This is a genomic window from Alcanivorax borkumensis SK2 (assembly GCF_000009365.1).
Taxonomy (GTDB): Bacteria; Pseudomonadota; Gammaproteobacteria; order Pseudomonadales; family Alcanivoracaceae; genus Alcanivorax; species Alcanivorax borkumensis.
Genome location: NC_008260.1, coordinates 1,971,273 through 1,991,333 on the forward strand (window position 1 = coordinate 1,971,273; position 20,061 = coordinate 1,991,333).

Genomic DNA, 20,061 nt, shown 5'->3' on the forward strand with positions numbered 1-20,061 from the left:
GCATAGGCGCGTCGCTGGCGGCGCGATGGCTTGCTGAGTTCACTGCAAGGGGGATCGCGCCGCCTACGGCGGAGTCAGCTTTACAGCACCACCTCAAAACATTCCAACTGCGGCGGCCCCAGGTAGATATCCCGGCGTGCACCCGCGTTGGCATGGGCCTTGCGGAACGCCTCGGACTTAGTCCAGCCTTCAAATGCTTCACGCGATTCCCAAGTGGCGTGGGATGAGAATAATGTGTACTCCTCATTGCTCGCGCCCTGCAGAAGGTGAAAACTCTTGAAACCCGGCACCTCTTTCAGGAAAGTGTCGCGCCCTTTCCAAATCTCTACAAAATCCTGCTCACAGCCCAGTTTGATCTTGAAGCGGTTCATGGCGATATACATCTCACCCTCCGTCATTGTGAATGTGGCCCCATGGTGACGCACTCGCGCAAAAAGTGCATTGACGTAAACACGCACTACTTTTTCACGAGCCCGCCCACCGTAGCCCTCAATTTTGAACTTAAGTCTAATTTTTTACAGGTCCACCCTCGTCTAGCATAAGATCACACAACGCAACCCTGTGTTCTGACCGACAGTTGCCCAACAATGCCCCGATGCCCGCCAGATTGACTCCCCCGTTACCCAATAAGAACGGGGGGAGAAACTGGCTACAAAAAGAGGTCCAGCATGAGCTACCAACAAGAATATTCCGCATCCATTACCACACCGGAAGCATTCTGGGCCGCCAAGGCCCGCCAACTGGACTGGTTCAGCTTTCCCTCTACCATTCTCGGCAAAGATGAAAACGGCATTGATCGCTGGTTTACCGATGGCGTGCTGAACACCGCCCACATGGCACTAGACGCCAACGTGGCCGCAGGCCGTGGTGACCAGGTGGCCATCTATTACGACTCGCCCGTCACCAACAGCAAACAAGCCATCAGCTATGCCGAGCTCACCGACCGGGTGGCCATCTTCGCCGGCGCACTACAACAACAAGGGGTGAAAAAAGGCGATCGGGTGCTGATCTACATGCCCATGATTCCCGAAGCCGCCGTGGCCATGCTCGCCACTGCACGCCTTGGCGCCATTCACTCCGTAGTATTTGGCGGGTTTGCTGCCCATGAACTGGCCGTGCGTATTGATGACGCACAACCCAAGGTCATTGTCTCGGCTTCTTGCGGAGTGGAAGTGAACAAGCTCATCCATTACAAGCCGCTGGTGGATGCTGCTATTGAGCAGGCAGAGCACAAACCGGAACACAACATTATTTACCAACGCCCCCAGGCCAAAGCCGAACTGAAGGTCGATCGGGATCTGGACTGGCAAGCGGTTGTTTCCGCCGCTAGCCCCGTAGAGTGCACCCCGGTTCTGGCCACCGATCCGCTGTATATCCTCTATACCTCCGGCACCACCGGCAAACCTAAAGGGGTTATCCGCGACAATGGCAGCCACGCCGTGGCCATGCATTACAGTATGAAAGCCATCTACAATATGGACCCAGGTGACACTTTCTGGGCCGCTTCAGACGTGGGCTGGGTAGTCGGCCACTCCTACATTGTCTATGCCCCTCTGCTCGCAGGCCTATCCAGCGTGCTCTATGAAGGCAAACCGGTACGCACACCCGACGCCGCCGCTTTCTGGCGGGTAGCAGAAGAATACAAGGTAAAAGCCCTGTTCTCCGCCCCCACAGCATTTCGCGCCATTAAGAAAGAAGACCCTAACGCCGAAGGCATCAAGCAACATGATCTATCGGCCTTGGAAACAATTTTCATGGCCGGCGAGCGCCTGGACCCGCCCACCTACGAATGGGTTAAGGGGATCACCGGCTTGCCAGTCGTAGACCACTGGTGGCAAACTGAAACCGGCTGGGGCATCTGCGCCAACCTCATGGGCATTGATCCCAAGCCCTGCAAGCCCGGCTCCGCTACCTTGCCCGCCCCCGGCTACGATATACGCATCCTAGATGACAACGGCAACGAACTAGGCCCCAACCAGCAGGGCAACGTGGCGATCAAACTGCCACTACCTCCCAGCTGCCTACCCTCCATCTGGGGCAATCATTCTCGCTTCCTCGCAGGCTACCTAGAACAGTTCCCCGGCTATTACACCTCCGGAGATGGTGGCTACAAAGATGCAGACGGCTACGTGTTCATCATGGGCCGCACCGACGACGTGATTAACGTAGCCGGCCACCGCCTTTCCACCGGCGAAATGGAAGAGGTGCTCGCCGGCCACCCCGCCGTGGCCGAATGCGCCGTAATCGGTATTGCTGACGACCTGAAGGGCCAAGTCCCCCTAGGGCTGGTATTACTCAAAGATGGTACAGACGTGAACGCCGCCACCCTCAACCAAGAGCTGGTCGCCCGTATCCGCCAAGAAATCGGCGCTGTCGCCTGCTTGAAAGACACTCTCATCACCCAGCGCCTACCCAAAACCCGTTCCGGCAAGATCCTGCGTAAATTACTGCGCCAGATAGCCAATGGCGAGCAATACAACATTCCATCCACCATTGATGATCCAGCGAGTATTCCGGAGATTGAGGGTTTGCTAAAGGAGAGAGCGCTAATTAGCGGCTAACACCATCATCCTGTCCTGATCGCTTTCTGGAAGACGGCAATTAACCCTGAAACCGTCTGCACGAACCGGAAGTCGTGTGTATCGGCAAGGGTAAATGCCCACCCTGATCAGCAACACCGACAAAACAGTAGCGAGCCCATCATCGACCATCCGAACAGCGATAGCAGGATGTCCCGAACGTTCTGCCGGGGCGCTTGTGACGACAAAATACACGCGGCGCTCTGCGCCGCTAACGAATAAATAAACCAAGCCCCCTGAGTTACTGGTTTTCTGGATACAGCCTTTTGCAGAGCCCGCTACACGCATAACGAATGTGAACTAAAAGCGATGCACAGTGTGTCGATAACGGGCTATGCCCCTTAGCATGACCAGCCCCCCGTCCTTCAATCGCAAGCTCTGCTAGCAAACTCTCAGCCAGCGTCACTGTACTGTAATTTTTTGCGCCTAAATTAATACGCGTTTCACCGCCGTCCGGTTGTCACTTAGCAGTTTGCACCACTCAGTGCATGCCGATAGTCCTTCAGTGGACATAGAAAATGCTCTCCCTCATCAGGCACAACAAGACACAAGGATTACGGCAATGAGAAATCGCTATCGGCTACTTGCCCTCTTCCTGTTGTTGCCCGTCGGCAGTGCGCTGGCCAACCCTGATGTGACCTCCCGCGAATACAAGCTAATGCTACATGTCGCCCCCTTCAGCTATAGCACTGAAAGCGCCACCGTCACCTCGCTGCTCGATGATGCGCACAACGCAATAGAGCACGCTATTAACCGCAGCGTGAGCGGCTTGCCGTGGCTAGAAAAGCAACGCGACATCAGTTTTTTCGACACGCAGGGCAGCTGTGAGCTTCGTCGCCGCGGCTACTCTTTGCGAGAGCGAGTTGAAAACGGCGCCTCCGAGGTCGCGCTGAAGTTTCGTTCCCCAGACCGTTATCTTTCAGATTTCGAGGATGTCTCCTCCGACACTCCAGGTGCCGAGACGAAACTTGAGTCCGACGTGAGCGCCAATGCCAACGAACCCTTCAAGGTCGTCTATAGCCACTCCACCAAAGCCCCCAACGCGCGCACTATTAATAAAATAGAGGATGTTAACGTCCACTTCCCTGAATTTCATTCCCACTACGGGCTCGATGATGACCTCGCTTTATCTTTAGTCGGCAACCTGAGCGTGCGCGAACATGTCTACCGCGGTGTCGAAATAGACCTGGGGCAGCACGATGCGCAAATCAGCGTCACCCTCTGGTACCAAGGCATCCCCTCGGGCAGCCAAAAACCGCTAGTCGCCGAAATCTCGTTCAAGTATGAAGACGTATCGGCGGACTACACACGCAAAGTGGTCAACCGCGCCAAGGACTCCTTCGAGGCACTCAAGAGCCTCAGCGGGTGGGTTGATTCCGACTCCAAAACCAAGACCACCTTTGTTTACGAATATATCCCAACATTTTGTCAGTAGCGCGAGCACTGCTCGTGCCCCGTGGCCTTATGCCGGAATAATTTCAGCGATTTTTTTGAAAAAAAAGGAATAAAACGGATGTTTAAGAGAAAAGCGTTGCTTACCTCGCTGTTGGCCACTTCCGTGCTCGTCGGCTGCGGTGGCGATAATGACAGTGACGATGAAACAGGCAGTGTAAAAACTGCAGCGGTCTTGGAAAGCTATCCGGCGGCAGGGGTATTCTTATCCTATGATGTGCTGCGCAGCGACCTGATCGATGCCAAAACCCAACAAACATTTGAAGTACGTAACGGGGGTTTCGGCTCCGCAATGACAGCCCATCCCAGCAAGCCCACCCACTTCTACGCCCTTACCGACCGAGGTCCCAACGCCGTTTTCACCGGCGACTACGGCAAGGGAAAGAAGTTTCCAAGCCCGGACTACACCCCGCGTATTGGTTTATTCGAGGTTATGCAGAACGGCCAGATAAACCACGTCAGCACCCTTTTGCTCAAAGACCGCGACGGGAATAACATCAGCGGCCTGCCCAATAGCGCCGCCCTGGGCGGCACTGGTGAGACCCCCTACGACGATAACGGCGATCCCATCGTGATCGACAACACCAAGCCCTACAACGAGACCACCAACCCATTCAAACTGGATAATTACGGGCTCGATGGCGAGGGTCTCGTCGCGCTAAGCGATGGAACCTTCTGGGTAAGCGACGAGTATGGACCGCACATTGTCCACTACAATGCCAACGGCGTAGAGATCGACCGTATCAACGCCTTTGCCGACGACACACGCACCAGCATCAACCTGCCAGCGGAGTTCGCTAACCGCCGCGCCAACCGCGGGATGGAAGGATTGGCGATCACTCCGGACGAAAAGACCCTCGTCGGCATTATGCAATCGACTCTGTACAACCCGGACAGTAGCGTCAAAGATCTAAACATCACCCGTATCGTCACGGTTAACCTGGAGACAAAAGAGGTAGGGCAGTACCTGTACAAACAAGAAAAAACTCAAAATTCCAACTCAGAAATTGTCGCCCTAAGCGACACCGAATTTCTGGTCATCGAGCGTGACGGCAGCTTCCTTTATGGTGGCCCCGAGGGTGCAAGTGCTGTCACCCCCAGCGCCCAGAAGCATGTCTACCGCATCGACCTGTCCAACGCCACCAACCTTGAGAAGGTAGCCGCCACCACAGACATAGCACAGGACGACCAGCTAGGCCTGACCATCGACAGCAAGACCCTGGAGCAGGTGGTTCTTGCAGACGGCGACTGGAGTACGTTGACCAGCGCAGGCATTGTAGCGGCGGAAAAGAGCCTGGTCGTCGATATGGTCGCTGCAGTGAATTTTCCCCACGACAAGATGGAAGGTCTGTGGGTCATTGACGACAACCACCTTGGTGTTCTGAATGATGACGATTTTGCCACTTGGTCCACTGACGGTGAGTTAGAGCAGAAAATGCTCGACACCAACACCATCGACGGAAACCGGCTGTACATCATTGGTGGATTAGATCTGACCAGTAATTAAGCCGGTATAAAGAGGCGGCGGGGACATCTGGCTTGATCTTGCGGTCTCGATATTCCTTGCGCCACTACACCACCTCGAAAGCATTATCTGGAGGATATCCCGGCTCGGCCGCAATGCGCTGAACCTGAATGTCTTCCTGATAACTAAGCTCAACAGCCTTTACTTGCAAGTCTGTAGAATATTGTCAGGCCTTTCTCGGATAGTGTATCGGAGCGCTAGCCACCTCCTCAGGTTAAGAGAAGGTGTCCACTAAAGCGGCTGAACGACAAATGTCTTACACGGGGTTGAAAGGAAGGTTCTGTTGAAAACGGGCTAGGCTCGTTGCTTCACGGGCGGGCCATCACGGGCGGGCCTCCTGTGATGTACAATCCCCTGCACATTTTCTTGAGCCACTGATCATGCGTACCTTCGTTCTCCGCGCCCGTGCCGCTTCTACCCACAGCCAAACCTTGCTCGCCAATGTGGGGGGCGATGCCCATAGCGAGATTCTGGCGCATACTTTAATGAATGCGATCTTTGTGGCTCAGTCCCATCGTGATGACGTGGTGGTGCATTTGGTGCTGGAAAGCACCCAGGACTATTCACGCACCATCACCTTTGTGGCGGCGGAGATGCGAGATATTGGAGGCTTCCATGAGCAGGCATTGCTGGCCAAGGTGGTACGAGCTCTGGACGCCTCTGCCGGCATGGGCAAGGAGCAGATGAAGGCCGTGGAAAGCGGCATTACCGTGCGCACACAGAGTTTTGAGAAGGTAGTGAAGGAACTGGCCGAGGATGGGCATCAGTTATACATGATGGACCCGAAAGGCGAGAACATTCGCGAACTAGACTTTGCGCAGAAACCCTGTTTTTTGCTCACTGACCATATTCCCATGCCCAAGAAGAGCTTTAATAGTTTAAAGCGGCTGGGCACGGAGAAAATCAGTTTGGGGCCAACCATGTTGTTTGCGTCGCAGTGCGTGGTGCTCATTAATAATGAACTGGACTTGGCGGGGTTCTGAGAAATCTTCACAGCCTACTGTAATAGCCCCCTCGAGGTGCGCACCGTGTAAAGAAAAGCTTTTTATCTTGGCGGGCAGTTATCTTGGTAGGCAGAGAGCAGCCCCTTTTTTCTTCGCTTAATGGGGCTCGTCTCTGGAAGGAAATACCTACCGGGCGCGTTTTGATGGCGCGAGCTTAACTTTCCAGCCAGACCTCTCTGGCCCATTGCCAAATGCTACCCCATACCTCGTCTTCGTTGATCCCCTGCTCGGGCTGCCACAGCACCACTTCACCTTCCTGTGACATGGCATAGATGCCATTGGGAGTCTCACAGACGGGAATCAAGTAGCGCGGCAAGCCCTGATTCCAACTATTAGCGGCCATTTCCGGGAGGAAGTTGTGGGCGTAATCGTCCATCACTGTGGCAGGTTCCAGGCTGCCACACACGATATCACTGGCACTAAGCAGGAACGCTTTGTAGTCCGCCGGCAATGAAATCAACAGCTGTTCTTCAATCTCTACCAGCCGGTCTTCGTCTGGTAGCTCCAAGGCGATTAGGCCGCCGTCATGGCGTTCGCGCAGCATGTCTACGATGTCATCCATATCAAACCCTTGCTAACCACAGAGGGTACAGAGCGCACTTAGAACGTTTTCTTTGTGCGCTCCCTATGCCCTTTGGGTGAAATTGTTTTACCCCCGGCGAAACGGGAACAGGAACTGTTTGACCACCCCTTCAGGTACTTGAGTGCTGGCACGGGTACCGTACTCACCGGCGAGCCGATCCGGCATGATCAGGGTGCCGAACAGTTTATCGTAGATGGGCAGGAAGGCGGCGTAGTTTTTGTCCACCGCTTCGTCTTCTGAAGAATGATGCCAATGATGAAATTCCGGGGTGGCTATCAGCCAGCGCACGCCCGGGAAACGGAAGCGCACATTGGCATGAATAAAGATGGCGTGGAACGACACAAACACCAAGTAGGCATACACGGCCGAGGGCGAAAAACCGAGAATAAAAATTGGCAGGTAGCCCACAAAACGATTAGCGAGAATTTCCACTACATGCAAACGCGAGGATGCCAGCCAGTCCATCTGGGTAGTGGAATGATGCACCGCATGGAACTTCCATAACCAGGACACCTCGTGGAAGGCACGGTGAATCCAGTAGCTGCCCAAATCGATTACGATCAGGATTTCGATGAACTGTAACCACAAGGGCTGGCTCGCAATGGTCTGCTGAAAACCGATATTCACCTTGTCATGCAGAAATACCTGAATCGGGATAACGGTAAAGAAGCTGATCAACTGCAACCCCACATGGCTAAACAGGAAATACTTCATGTCGGTGACCCAGCCACCGCGCAAGGTTTTCTGCTCCTGGTTTTTCGGGTAGGCGCGTTCCAGCGGAATAAACACCAGCCCCAGTACCAGCAGGGTCAAGATAAAATAATCCAGCCCGGCATACAGGCTGCGGCCATCCACCGGCGGCATATCCAGCCGCCCGGAGCCGATCAATGCAGCCATGCAGGCCAGCACCATACCGATGATGCCGTAACGCCGTTCCTGATGCCGGAAAACGCTGAAAAAACCGCAAGTAAAACCAATCCCGATGCCAATAAACAGGGCAATGCGCAGCACATCGGCATTATAGAAAGCCCGAAACTCCGGGGTAGTGAACAGTTCCGGATAAAGAAAACAGAAGCTGCCTAACAACGCCAGCGACCCTAGGCCGATGGAAATCGTCGCTGTGATTTTGCCCTGCCCCGGCGTCAGGTCCACTTCTTCGTAGCGTTCACGCAGAAATTCCGACATTCCCCTTCCCTTTTTTGGTCTTTCTTGCTCAGTGGCACGCCATAGCCACCTGCTATTTTTCACCCCGCCATACTGCCCAGGCCAAGGCCCAACGACCAGTACACGCCCGTAACAAGCTGCTACACTGTGCGTTCAATAAGGCGCTGCAAGCGACCAGCCTCAAGCGACAAAGCACACAAATATGTCGTGCCTTCATCATCGCCCCGTTCTGCGCACCCTATCCGTGCGCGCAGACAAACGCAGAATGATATAGATGCGTGATCGCGGCCTATGATTTGTGGCTGGTCGCTTGCAGCTTGGCCCCATAATACTCACATATTTGACCAACCGACTGTATGCCTTTACTCACGCTTCGCGACATTCAACTCAGTTACGGACAACAACCGCTGCTGGACCACGTTAACCTATCCATCGACACAGGGGAGCGACTGTGTTTAATCGGCCGAAACGGTGCCGGCAAGTCCACCCTGATGAAGGTCATCGCCGAGGAAATCCAGGCCGATGACGGCCAGATCGAGAAGACTCAGGGGCTAAGTGTGGCTCGTTTGGAACAGGAAGTGCCAGACGACCAAGAACACAGTGTGCATTTTATGGTGGCCGAAGGGCTGGGTGAACAAGGCGCCCTGCTTAGCGAGCACGCAGAACTGGTGCACCATCTGGGCGACGGAGACGACAAGGTACTGGCCCGTTTTGAAGAGCTGAGCAGCGAAATTGAGGCCCGTGGTGCCTGGCAGCTATCCCAACGAGTGGATACGGTGCTATCCAAGCTCAACCTGGACGGCGACATGTCTTTCGCTGGCCTCTCTGGTGGTATGAAGCGGCGTGTACTGCTCGCCCGTGCACTGGTGCAAGACCCGGACATCCTGCTTCTGGACGAACCCACTAACCATCTGGATATGGAATCCATCCAGTGGCTTGAAGAGTTTCTGAAAAACGTCGGCACCACTCTGGTCTTTATTTCACACGACCGGGCCTTCATTCGCTCCCTGGCCACTCGTATTATCGAGCTGGATCGGGGCAAGCTGACCAGCTGGCCCGGCAGTTACGAAAAGTACCTAAGCGGCAAGCAGGCAGCACTGGATGCGGAAGAAAGGGCCAACGCCGAGTTTGATAAAAAACTTAGCCAGGAAGAGAAATGGATTCGCCAGGGTATCAAGGCACGCCGCACCCGTAATGAAGGCCGGGTACGGGCCCTGAAAGCTATGCGCGATGAATTTTCCCAGCGTCGCAGCCGCACGGGCACCGCCAGCCTGACCATCCAAAGCAGCGATAACTCCGGCAAGATTGTGGTGGAGGCCGATAGCATCAGCTATGCCGTGGGCGGCAAACAAATTGTGCGGGATTTTTCCGTGGCCTTGATGCGCGGCGACCGGGTGGGAATTCTCGGCCCCAACGGCTGTGGCAAGTCCACCCTGATTCGCCTGCTACTGGACAAGCTGACCCCGGACAGTGGCACCGTTAAACAGGGCACCCAGTTACAGGTGGCCTATTTCGATCAGCTACGCGATACCTTGGACGAAGAAAAAAGCGTTATCGACAACGTGGCGGAAGGCTCCGATGTCATTAACCTGAATGGCCAAAGCAAACATGTAATCGGCTATTTACAAGATTTTCTATTCGACCCCGCTCGGGTCCGCCAACCAGTGAAATCGCTCTCAGGCGGCGAACGCAACCGCCTTTTACTGGCCAAACTATTCACCAAGCCATTCAATCTTTTGGTGCTCGATGAGCCCACCAACGATCTGGATGCAGAAACTCTGGAACTCCTAGAAGAACAGCTGATCAATTACCAAGGCACTCTGCTGCTCGTCAGCCACGACCGAGAGTTCATCGACAATGTGGTGACCTCCACTCTGGTTTTCGAACACGGTGGGTTGAACAACTATGTGGGCGGTTATCAGGATTGGTTACGGCAGCGCCCGGAACCCAAACGGGAAAAAGCCGTCAAAGCTGCCAAGCAGGTGATGGCGGACAAACCTGCTGCGCCGCGCAAAAAACGGTCATACAAGGATCAACGGGAGCTGGAAGAATTACCCGCTCGTATTGAACAATTGGAAACAGACTTAGATGCGGTACAAACCCGCATGTCTGACCCAGATTTTTACAAGGGTGACGCGGCGCAAATCAGCGCTGCACAAACGCAACAAAGCGAGCTGGAACAGCAGCTGGCAGAAGCTTTTGCCCGCTGGGATGAACTGGACCAGTTCGGCTAGCACTGACGCAGCGCAGCGGCCCCCTAAACACGGACAACAATATGCAAGGAGCCATTGTGCACAAACCTCTGTCATGGATAACGCTGGGCACCCTGTCATTACTCGCCACTCTGGCCCAACCCGTTTGGGCCACCGAGGTGGAAGATGAAGAGAGAGCACTAGAACGACAGCAAGAAACCGATGCGGACGCGCCGAATAAACCCCCTCATCGAATAGAGAGCTCAAACACCGATCACTCGGATACCAACGAGGCAACAGGCGAAGCTGAACCTGCGGGGCCAGACCCGCTACCTCTGCTTGGCCAGAGAGTACAGCCCGGTACCTTCGCAACCCTACACTGGACGCCGGATCAGTCGTTCGCCTCCATTGCCACTCCAGTCCCAGTACTCGTCGCCCATGGCTTAAAACCTGGTCCAAAGCTGTGCCTCACCGCCGCTATTCACGGTGACGAATTAAACGGCATAGAAATGGTTCGGCGGCTCATGTACGAACTGGAGCCTAACGAACTGGCCGGTACTGTGATCGGCGTTCCCATTGTTAACCTAGACGGTTTTCGCAGCGGCAGCCGCTACCTAAGCGACCGCCGCGACCTCAACCGCTACTTCCCCGGCAATAAGGATGGCAGCGCAGCCAGCCGTGTCGCCCACTCGTTGTTTGGAAATATCGTCAGCCACTGCGATTACTTGGTAGACCTGCATACAGGCTCCCAGAAGCGGATTAACCAACCCCAACTACGTGCCGATTTAGACAATCAGGACGTAGTTGCTTTCGCGAAACACTTTGGCGGCATGACCGTACTGCACAGCCCCGGGGTGACCGGCATGCTCCGTGATGCGGCGGTAAAAGAAGGTATTGTCGCTGTAACCATGGAAGCCGGCGGCCCAAACCGGTTAGAAACCCAGGCGGTAAGCTATGGTGTGCAGGCCATAGAAACCCTGCTGGAAAACCTGGAAATGCGCAAAGCCAGCCGTTTTTGGAGCGCACCACAACCGGTATTTTTCGAATCAGAATGGATCCGCGCAAGCCAAGGTGGAATTCTGTTGTCTGAGGTGGAACTGAACGACAAAGTGAAAAAAGGGCAGATACTGGGCACCGTAACCGACCCGATCAGCAATACTGGCAGTGCCATTATCGCCCCCTATAACGGGCGAGTGCTGGGCATGGCGGTGAACCAAGTGGTTCACGCCGGGTTCGCCGCGTTTAGAATCGGTGAAGTGAAGAGCACCGAGGAAGTCGAAGCCCAGGCTGAAAAAGCCAGCAAGAAAAAAGAACAAAAGGAAAACAACGGAGATAAATCAGAACTTGAAAGTGAACTTGTGCCACCCAAGGCGCCACAGCCTGAGCGTGACGTGGATCGTGCTGAAGATATCAGCTCCCTCGATCATCAAAACGATGGGGGCAACGAACCGCACCCCTGATGAACCTGCTCAGCCGCAGCCTGGAACCTAGCCCCTGGCTGCGGCAACTCGGCCCGGTTGTTTGCTCCAAGTGTTATTTCACCACAATTTGATCGCGCATTTTTTCCAGTGTTTTCTCGCCAATACCTTTAATCGCCAACAACTGATCCGGGCTAGTAAAGCCACCCTGTGCGTTACGGAAATCAATGATCGCTTGGGCCGTTTTCGGGCCGACCCCGTTGAGTTTTTCCAGTTCGGTAATGTCCGCAGTATTCAGGTTGATGGTGTGACTTTTCGCTTTGGAGGCGGTGGCAGTTTTGGCAGCATCCGTGCCGGAAGCAGCCTGCAGATCGGCAGCCCAAGCGGGCATCACCAACGCCATCAGCAGAGGGAGAATAGCAATGTAATATTTTTTCATGTGGAATCTCCTTAATTTTATTCTGAATGGAGATCTCACCTTAAAGAGGCAGAAATACCGCTGTTATCCGTCAACGGCAAATAGTGCTGTAAGCCAGTTATGCCAAGCTGCGTAGTATAGTGTCGACTACGTCCGTAGGCGTTTCCGACTGAGTAATAGGCCGACCGATCACCATATAATCCACACCCGCATCACGAGCCTGTACCGGCGTAAGTACCCGGCGCTGATCCCCCGCCGCCGTTCCTTGCGGTCTAATACCCGGGGTTACCAGTTCAAAGGCGGCGCCACAGGCTTGCTTTAACAGCCCCGCCTCTTGGGCTGAACAAACCACACCATCCATTCCCGACGCTTTCGCCAATTCTGCCAGCCGCTGCACCTGTACTTTGGGCACATCGACAACGCCCACCTGCTGCAGGTCGCTATCATCCATACTAGTGAGTACCGTCACCGCAATCAGATGTGGGCGCTGGGCATGGTTGGCAATGGCATTAGCTGCACCTTCCATCATCCGCTGGCCGCCACTGGCGTGCACGTTCACCATCCACACCCCCATGTCTGCGGCTGCCGCCACAGCCCCTGCCACGGTGTTGGGAATGTCGTGGAATTTCAGATCCAGAAACACCTCGAACCCTAGCTTGTGCAAGGAGTCGACCACCGCCGGGCCACTGCGAGTGAAGATTTCCTTGCCCACTTTTACCCGCACCTTGGCCGGATCCAGCTGTTGCGCCATCGCCAGAGCCTGAGCGGCATCCGGATAATCCAAAGCAACAATAACGGGGCTGGAAATCGTCATAGGGGAATCCTCAGGTGTGGGAGCGCGGGTATGTTAGGCGTTGCGAGACAGTGGTTCAAGAATTCGGGGCAGCACGGCGCAACGCGAAAAAATATATCGAAACCGAATTGTCTGTTGGTCGCGCAATTAGGGCACAAAGTATTCACGGCCAAAAGCTTTAAGCCGAGCGACACTCTGTTTCGCATTGTAGCGGGCTATGCTTCCTTCACCACCGGCTTAATGGTGCCCCAGCGTTTGCAGCTTGGGCAGCGCCACTGCATCAGCGGTGTTTCAAAACCACAACGACGGCACTTATAAAGACTCTTGTCGTTGAGTAACTTCTCCGACACCTGCTTGAGCATATCCAGATGCTCACGGGCTTCGCCCTCCGCAATGCTGGCTAGGCTCATGTCGATAATGCGGTTAAGCCCACGCACTGACGGGTTGGCCTTCATGTATTCACGAATAAAGTCTGCCGCTTCCTTGTCGCCATAACGCTCTTTAAGCGTTTCCGAGAGCAGCAATATCCGCGTGGTGCTGGGTTTCTCAGCGCTGTAATCGGCCAGCATCTGAATAAAGTCTTCTTCTTTCTCCAAATGCTGAAAACACTGCCGCAAACGCTCTAGGGTTTCATCGAAGAAATCACTGTCTTGGGTCCACACCCGCTGGAAGGCATCGATGGCTGCCTGCCAATGCGACTCGGCCATTTCCAGATCACCTTCGGCCAGACTCGCGCGCACGCACTGATTATCGAACGAGAGCGCTCGACGGAGCATCCGGCGGGCCGGGTTAGTATCACCATCACGGCGCAGGTTGTCCGCCTGCTCACAACAGAACTGCGCCAGCACTGGCGCCAAGTTCGCACGGCTCTTGAGCAAACGCTCGCCCATGCTGATGGCATTGATCCAGTCACGCTCCTGTTCATACAGGCCCATCAACTGCTCGCAAACGTCATCCTTTGCTTGGCAGTCCTGGTCTAGCATTTCCAGCAATACTTGTTCAGCCAGATCAAAAATGCCACTGGCCAGATAATCCTGGGCCAGCTCCAACTGAATTTCTTCCTGTACTGTACGACCATAGTCGCCATGTTCAAGCAGGTGGGTATGCAGCTGCGCAGCGCGGTCAAACTCACCTCGCTTGCGAAACAGCTTGCCCAGTGCCAGATGGGTTTCCAGCCCTTCTTCACTCAGATCTAAGCCATTGAGCAAGGTCTCAATACCCTTGTCCGGCTCTTCATTGAGAAAGAAATTGATGCCGGCCACATAATCCTTGGACAAGGACGCCATGCGGCGGCGCTGGCGGCGCTTGCTTTCGCGCCGGCCCATAAAAAAACCGGCAGAAATCGCTACAAAAAATAGCGGAATCAGCCACAACGATTCGCTCATGAAAACAGGCCCTTGATACCTCGCAGGCCAACCCCCGCCAACAGCCCAACCAACAGGCCGATGGCCAACACAGAGATCACCAGCACACCCAAGGACACCTGCCATTGCCAGGAGTCTACTAACAGGTCGATCATTACTAGGTCACGATTGCTGGTCACAAAAAGAAAAGCGATAAGAAAAATGGCCACAACGGCCAAGATCACCAAAATTCGGTAAAGGTTTCGCATCAGAAACGTCCTTTTCTGGCCAGGCTCGAAAGCCAGGCAACACTAACTGGCGGCAGCTTGATTACCGTTACTGCCGTTATTATCAACATCTTCGCCGGAATCTGCACTTAGCGATTCGTTGACCCGCTCACGCAGCTCTTTACCAGGTTTGAAGTGAGGAACGTACTTACCGTGCAGCTCAACACTGGCACCGGTTTTAGGATTGCGACCCACTCGGGGGGCACGGAAATGGAGGGAAAAACTGCCGAAGCCGCGAATTTCAATGCGACCACCGCCGGCCAAAGAATCGGCCATTTGTTCAATCAATGTTTTTACTGCCAGTTCCACATCCTTGGGCGACAGCTGCGCTTGCCGGTCGGCGATGCGCTCAATCAATTCTGACTTGGTTAATGCCATTACAGCTTACTCCCTGGGCTCCTAGCCCAGTGGGGCCGGCGCGATGCCGGCCCCTGGGAGGAGCCGTTTATGACTCGTTGCTGCTTTCCATTTGCTTCTTGATCAAGTCACCAATGGTCTTCGGAGCGTTGGCGTCTTGCTGCTCCTGATGGCCTTCGATGGCTTCACGCTCATCAGCTTGGTCCTTGGACTTAATGGACAAGCTGAGAACACGGTTCTTACGGTCAACGTTGGTGATCTTGGCTTCCACCTCATCACCGACCTTAAGCACCTCGGTCGCATCGTTAACGCGGTCGCGGCTGATTTCGCTGGCGCGCAGGGTAGCTTCAACGTTCTCAGCCAGCTCAACAATGGCCGCTTTCGCGTCTACTGCTTTCACTACACCCTTAACGATAGTTCCCTTGTCGTTTGCAGCAACATACTGAGCAAACGGATCATCTGTCAACTGCTTGATACCCAAGGAAATTCTTTCGCGCTCTGCATCAATAGACAGTACCACGGTTTCCAGCTCATCGCCCTTGTTGAAGTTACGCACGGCGTCTTCGCCTTGCTCTTCCCAGGAAATGTCGGACAGGTGCACCAAGCCATCGATGCCACCTTCCAAGCCAATGAAGATGCCGAAGTCGGTGATGGACTTGATTTTGCCGCTAATGCGCTCGCCTTTCTGATACTTCTCTTCGAAGGCATCCCACGGGTTGGACTGACACTGCTTGATACCCAAGGAGATACGACGACGGTCTTCGTCGATGTCCAGGATCATCACTTCCACTTCGTCGCCAATCTCTACAACCTTGGACGGGTGAATGTTTTTGTTGGTCCAATCCATTTCGGAAACGTGAACCAGGCCTTCCACACCTTCTTCAATTTCAGCAAAGCAGCCGTAATCGGTCAGGTTGGTTACCTTGGCTTTCACGCGGGTGCCTTCTGGGTACTTGCCCACGATATCGTGCCACGGATCTTCGCCCAGCTGCTTGAGACCCAGGGAAACACGCATCTTCTCGCGATCAAACTTGAGAACCTTAACGTCGATTTCCTGACCCACTTCCACGATCTCGCTCGGGTGCTTGATACGCTTCCAAGCCATGTCGGTAATGTGCAGCAGGCCGTCGATACCACCCAGATCTACGAACGCACCGTAGTCGGTCAGGTTCTTCACGATACCTTTGACTTCCATGCCTTCCTGCAGGGATTCCAGCAGTTGCTCGCGCTCTGCGCTGTGCTCTGCTTCCATCACGGCACGACGGGAAACCACTACGTTATTACGCTTAGGATCGAGTTTGATGACCTTGAAGTCCAACTCTTTGCCTTCCAGGTGCGCAACATCGCGAACCGGACGAATATCAACCAGTGAACCGGGCAAGAAAGCGCGGATCGGGCCGATGTCCACAGTGAAGCCACCCTTCACCTTGCCGGAAATCATACCTTTTACGATCTCGTCTTCGTCGAAAGCTTTTTCCAGCTCGCCCCAAACTTCGGCGCGCTTGGCTTTTTCACGGGACAGACGGGTGAAGCCCATACCATCGTCGATGGCGTCTACGGCAACATCTACTTCATCGCCTTCGACAATTTCCAGCTCGCCTGCCTCGTTAAGGAATTCTTCACGGGCAATAATGCCTTCAGATTTCAGGCCTGCGTTAACGGTTACCCAGTCGCTATCGATGGATACAACCGTACCCTTGATAATGGAGCCACGGGCAACGTCCAGGTCCTTTAGGCTTTCTTCAAAGAGATCAGCAAAAGATTCAGTCATGAAATTCACTCAGTTTTCGCACATGCCAACCAGCAGACATGGGTTAGTCAATAGATGAGATCCGCCCTTCCCCAGCTGGCTTACTTTTTCAGGGTTGAGCAGATCGGCCGCTTAACACAGAGTTACCCCACGGTGGCGGTCCACCGAAGGGCGCTAACGAAATGTGCGCTACCGTTACACCAGCTGGCGTGCGGCAGCCTCATCAAGAATCCGGTTTACCACTTCATCAACCGTCAGGGTGGTGGAATCGATCACCACGGCATCGTCTGCCGGGCGCAACGGCGCCACCTCCCGGTTCATGTCACGGTCATCCCGGGTGCGGATGTCCTCGACGAGGGTCGCGAGGGTAGCACCAAAGCCCTTTTCCTTCAACTGCTCAAAACGCCGTCTGGCGCGCTCTTCAGCACTGGCAGTCAAGTAAATTTTGAGCGGTGCGGAGGTGAACACCACGGTTCCCATGTCACGGCCATCGGCCACCAGGCCGGGCGATTCCGCAAAAACCCGCTGACGGGCCAATAGAGCGTCTCGCACAGGCTGCAATACCGCCACCTGGCTGGCCAATTCGCCGACACTTTCCTGGCGGATGATATTGGATACATCTTCGCCAGCAAGAATCACCGCAGTATTGCCTTGCTGCTCCACAAACCGTACTGGCAGGTCTTGCGCAAGAGCAATTAATGCAGGCTCGTCGTCTAGGGCAACCCCTTGATTTCTTGCATGATAGCCAAGCACACGGTACAGCGCACCGGAATCCAAAAGATGCCACCCCAAGCGGATTGCCACCCGCCGGGCCACCGTGCCTTTGCCGGAGGATACCGGCCCATCAATGGTTAAAATCGGGGTCATTTCACCTCCAGCTTCAGGCCTGCATGGGTCGCCAACTGGGCGAACCCGGGGAAGCTGGTGGCCACGTTGGCACAATCATGAATAGTAATGGGGCCAGTGGCGCGTAGAGCCGCCATGGCAAAGCTCATGGCGATGCGGTGGTCACCATGGGACTGCACCTCCCCACCGCCAAACTCACCACCGGTAATACGAATACCGTCATCAAACACTTGGTGACTCACACCCAACGCAGCAAGGCCATCGGCCATCACCTGAATACGATCGGATTCTTTCACCCGCAGCTCTTCTGCTCCGCGCAAAATGGTGTCGCCCTGAGCGCAGGCCGCGGCGATGAAAATGGCCGGAAATTCATCAATGGCCAAAGGCACCAGCGCCTCGGGGATCTCAATACCCTTAAGCGGAGCAGCATTAACCACCAGGTCGGCCACCGGCTCACCACCTGCATCGCGCTGGTTTTCCAAGCGAATATCCGCGCCCATCAGCTTGAGAATATCGATTACACCGGTCCGGGTAGGGTTGATCCCCACGTGCGGTAGCGTCACTTCACTATTAGCGGCAATGGAAGCGCCCACCAGGAAAAAGGCGGCAGAGGAGATATCCGCGGGCACCTCCAATTTGCCCGCAGTGAGCTTGCCGCCACCGGACAGTGCACTGGTGGCGCCGTCTCGACGCACTTCATAACCAAAACCACCCAGCATGCGTTCAGTGTGATCACGGGTAGGCGCCGGTTCCGTTACTGATGTTTCGCCATCAGCATAGAGCCCGCCCAATAGCACCGCTGATTTCACTTGAGCAGACGCCATGGGCAAGTCGTAATGGAAGCCTTTAAGGGACTGGCCACCACGAATACGCACTGGCGGGCGACCGTCTGTACCAGTGGTAATCTGAGCCCCCATTTCGCGTAATGGCTTGGCTACTCTCTCCATGGGGCGCTTGGACAGGGACGCATCCCCGGTCAACTCCACATCAAAGGACTGCCCCGCCAGCAAGCCGGTAAGTAACCGCATGGAGGTGCCTGAGTTACCCATGTACAAGGCTTTCTCGGGGGCTTTGAGACCATGCAGGCCCACACCATGGATAGTGACCTGGCCGTTATGGGGCCCCTCAATCACTACCCCCATGTCACGGAAAGCTTGCAAGGTGGCAAGCGCATCCTCCCCTTCCAGGAACCCTTCCACCTGAGTAACGCCTTCTGCCAGCGAACCAAGCATGATGGAGCGATGGGACATGGATTTATCGCCCGGCACACGCAGGCGCCCCTGCAATTGACCACCGGGGGCCACCACAAAAGTGGGATTGGTTGTGGCGTGAGTATTGTCTGTCATGGTTGTGTCGTCACCTACACTCTGAACACTATGGGCGCGGGTATAAGAGGTGCGCCCGTTCATTGCCAAAAAATGGGCCCGCGCCGTATTGGCCCGGGTCATGATGCCCATCAGGGCATCAGAATCTTCGTTTTCTACTGCCTGACGGAAGCGATCGATGCCATCGCTGAACTGTCCCAGCGCCTGCAGCAAAGCCGCCTTGTTTTCACGAAAAATGTCATGCCACATCACCGGATCGGAGCTGGCAATACGGGTGAAGTCGCGAAAACCGCCGGCAGCATAGCGGAAGATCTCCGTGGAATCTCCCTGCCTGGCCAGCGTATCCACCAGAGAAAACGCCAGCAGATGCGGTAGATGGCTAGTTTCTGCCAACACCTGATCATGATAATCAGGAGCCATTTGCAACACTTCCGCCCCCATGCCCGTCCACAGGGCGCGCACTCTGGCGGTAGCTGCCGGGTCGGTGGCGTCGGTGGGGGTCAGGATCACCCGGTGATCGCGGTACAACTTCGCATCGGCCGCGCTTACGCCGCTTTTTTCCTTGCCTGCAATGGGGTGTCCTGGCACAAAGCGGGCGTAGTGGGCGCCCAGAGCATCGCGGGCCGCATTGACCACGTTGCCTTTCACGCTACCCCCATCGGTGACGATAACTCCGTTCGACAGCCCCGGCTTCAATGCCGACAGCACCGTACCCATGGCGGATACTGGGGTAGAAACAAACACCAGATCGGCGCCGGCCACAGCCTCTGCCAAATCCTGGCTGCCGCTATCGACAATACCCAAAGCAATGCCTTGCTCTAGGGTACGGGCAGAACGAGAGCCCGCCACAATGGAACGCGCCAGGCCATTTTCCCGGGCTGCGGCGGCGAAGGAGCCACCAATCAGGCCAAGGCCAATCACTGCAATACGATTAAACAAAGGCTCAGACATCACGGCATTCCCGTTTATCTGCACGAACACGCCTCGGGGTGTGAACCACGTTGTGAGCCGCCATTACCGGTACG

General features: G+C 55.0%; 17 protein-coding genes. 6 read left to right on the forward strand and 11 right to left on the reverse strand.

The window, feature by feature from the left end; all coding sequences use genetic code 11:
- Positions 1–80: 80 nt before the first annotated feature.
- On the reverse strand, positions 81–383 hold the full coding sequence (locus ABO_RS08940) for an antibiotic biosynthesis monooxygenase family protein (protein WP_011589011.1): 303 nt from the start codon (positions 381–383) through the stop codon (positions 81–83).
- 285 nt (positions 384–668) lie between these two features.
- Here ABO_RS08940 and ABO_RS08945 point away from each other — a divergent pair, with 285 nt between their 5' ends.
- The 4 genes from ABO_RS08945 (at position 669) to trmY (ending at position 6,539) form a co-directional block, all read left to right on the forward strand.
- The gene (locus ABO_RS08945) at positions 669–2,561 is read left to right on the forward strand and encodes a propionyl-CoA synthetase (RefSeq protein WP_011589012.1); all 1,893 of its coding nucleotides are present in this window, start codon (positions 669–671) and stop codon (positions 2,559–2,561) included.
- A 580-nt stretch (positions 2,562–3,141) separates the two neighbouring features.
- Positions 3,142–4,014 (forward strand): hypothetical protein, encoded by an 873-nt coding sequence (locus ABO_RS08950; RefSeq protein WP_011589013.1) that lies wholly within the window; start codon positions 3,142–3,144, stop codon positions 4,012–4,014.
- Positions 4,015–4,092: 78 nt separating this feature from the next.
- The gene (locus ABO_RS08955; RefSeq protein ID WP_035461058.1) at positions 4,093–5,538 is read left to right on the forward strand and encodes an esterase-like activity of phytase family protein; all 1,446 of its coding nucleotides are present in this window, start codon (positions 4,093–4,095) and stop codon (positions 5,536–5,538) included.
- A 398-nt stretch (positions 5,539–5,936) separates the two neighbouring features.
- Positions 5,937–6,539, forward strand: coding sequence for a tRNA (pseudouridine(54)-N(1))-methyltransferase TrmY (trmY, locus tag ABO_RS08960; protein ID WP_011589015.1), 603 nt, complete (start codon positions 5,937–5,939; stop codon positions 6,537–6,539).
- 175 nt (positions 6,540–6,714) lie between these two features.
- On the opposite strand, the gene ABO_RS08965 is transcribed toward trmY, so the two are convergent.
- Complete coding sequence (locus tag ABO_RS08965) at positions 6,715–7,122, reverse strand: SMI1/KNR4 family protein (RefSeq protein ID WP_011589016.1); 408 nt, start codon at positions 7,120–7,122, stop codon at positions 6,715–6,717.
- Positions 7,123–7,209: 87 nt separating this feature from the next.
- The gene (locus ABO_RS08970) at positions 7,210–8,328 is read right to left on the reverse strand and encodes a sterol desaturase family protein (protein ID WP_011589017.1); all 1,119 of its coding nucleotides are present in this window, start codon (positions 8,326–8,328) and stop codon (positions 7,210–7,212) included.
- Between the two features lie 335 nt (positions 8,329–8,663).
- Here ABO_RS08970 and ABO_RS08975 point away from each other — a divergent pair, with 335 nt between their 5' ends.
- Positions 8,664–10,541, forward strand: a complete 1,878-nt coding sequence (locus ABO_RS08975) for an ATP-binding cassette domain-containing protein (RefSeq protein ID WP_011589018.1) — start codon at positions 8,664–8,666, stop codon at positions 10,539–10,541.
- A 41-nt stretch (positions 10,542–10,582) separates the two neighbouring features.
- Entirely contained in the window at positions 10,583–11,959 is a 1,377-nt protein-coding gene (locus tag ABO_RS08980) for a succinylglutamate desuccinylase/aspartoacylase family protein (protein ID WP_231868122.1), read from the forward strand.
- Positions 11,960–12,032: 73 nt separating this feature from the next.
- Here the strand turns inward: ABO_RS08980 and ABO_RS08985 are convergent, their stop codons facing one another.
- The 8 genes from ABO_RS08985 to ABO_RS09020 all read right to left on the reverse strand — a co-directional run bounded on the left by ABO_RS08985 (position 12,033) and on the right by ABO_RS09020 (position 19,987).
- Positions 12,033–12,356: a ComEA family DNA-binding protein gene (locus ABO_RS08985; RefSeq protein WP_011589021.1), complete on the reverse strand. Its 324-nt coding sequence runs from the start codon at positions 12,354–12,356 to the stop codon at positions 12,033–12,035.
- 97 nt (positions 12,357–12,453) lie between these two features.
- Positions 12,454–13,149, reverse strand: coding sequence for an orotidine-5'-phosphate decarboxylase (gene pyrF / locus ABO_RS08990; protein ID WP_011589022.1), 696 nt, complete (start codon positions 13,147–13,149; stop codon positions 12,454–12,456).
- A gap of 194 nt (positions 13,150–13,343) precedes the next feature.
- Positions 13,344–14,513, reverse strand: a complete 1,170-nt coding sequence (gene lapB / locus ABO_RS08995) for a lipopolysaccharide assembly protein LapB (protein ID WP_011589023.1) — start codon at positions 14,511–14,513, stop codon at positions 13,344–13,346.
- The gene (locus ABO_RS09000; protein WP_011589024.1) at positions 14,510–14,740 is read right to left on the reverse strand and encodes a lipopolysaccharide assembly protein LapA domain-containing protein; all 231 of its coding nucleotides are present in this window, start codon (positions 14,738–14,740) and stop codon (positions 14,510–14,512) included. Before ABO_RS09000 ends, lapB begins: the two co-directional genes overlap by 4 nt.
- Before the next feature lie 42 nt (positions 14,741–14,782).
- Positions 14,783–15,136 carry an integration host factor subunit beta gene (gene ihfB, locus ABO_RS09005; RefSeq protein ID WP_011589025.1) on the reverse strand — a complete coding sequence of 118 codons (354 nt, stop codon included), beginning with the start codon at positions 15,134–15,136 and terminating at the stop codon, positions 14,783–14,785.
- Between the two features lie 67 nt (positions 15,137–15,203).
- Positions 15,204–16,886, reverse strand: coding sequence for a 30S ribosomal protein S1 (rpsA, locus tag ABO_RS09010; RefSeq protein WP_011589026.1), 1,683 nt, complete (start codon positions 16,884–16,886; stop codon positions 15,204–15,206).
- A gap of 174 nt (positions 16,887–17,060) precedes the next feature.
- Positions 17,061–17,732: a (d)CMP kinase gene (gene cmk, locus ABO_RS09015; RefSeq protein ID WP_011589027.1), complete on the reverse strand. Its 672-nt coding sequence runs from the start codon at positions 17,730–17,732 to the stop codon at positions 17,061–17,063.
- Positions 17,729–19,987, reverse strand: a complete 2,259-nt coding sequence (locus ABO_RS09020; RefSeq protein ID WP_041704976.1) for a bifunctional prephenate dehydrogenase/3-phosphoshikimate 1-carboxyvinyltransferase — start codon at positions 19,985–19,987, stop codon at positions 17,729–17,731. Before ABO_RS09020 ends, cmk begins: the two co-directional genes overlap by 4 nt.
- Positions 19,988–20,061: the final 74 nt, after the last annotated feature.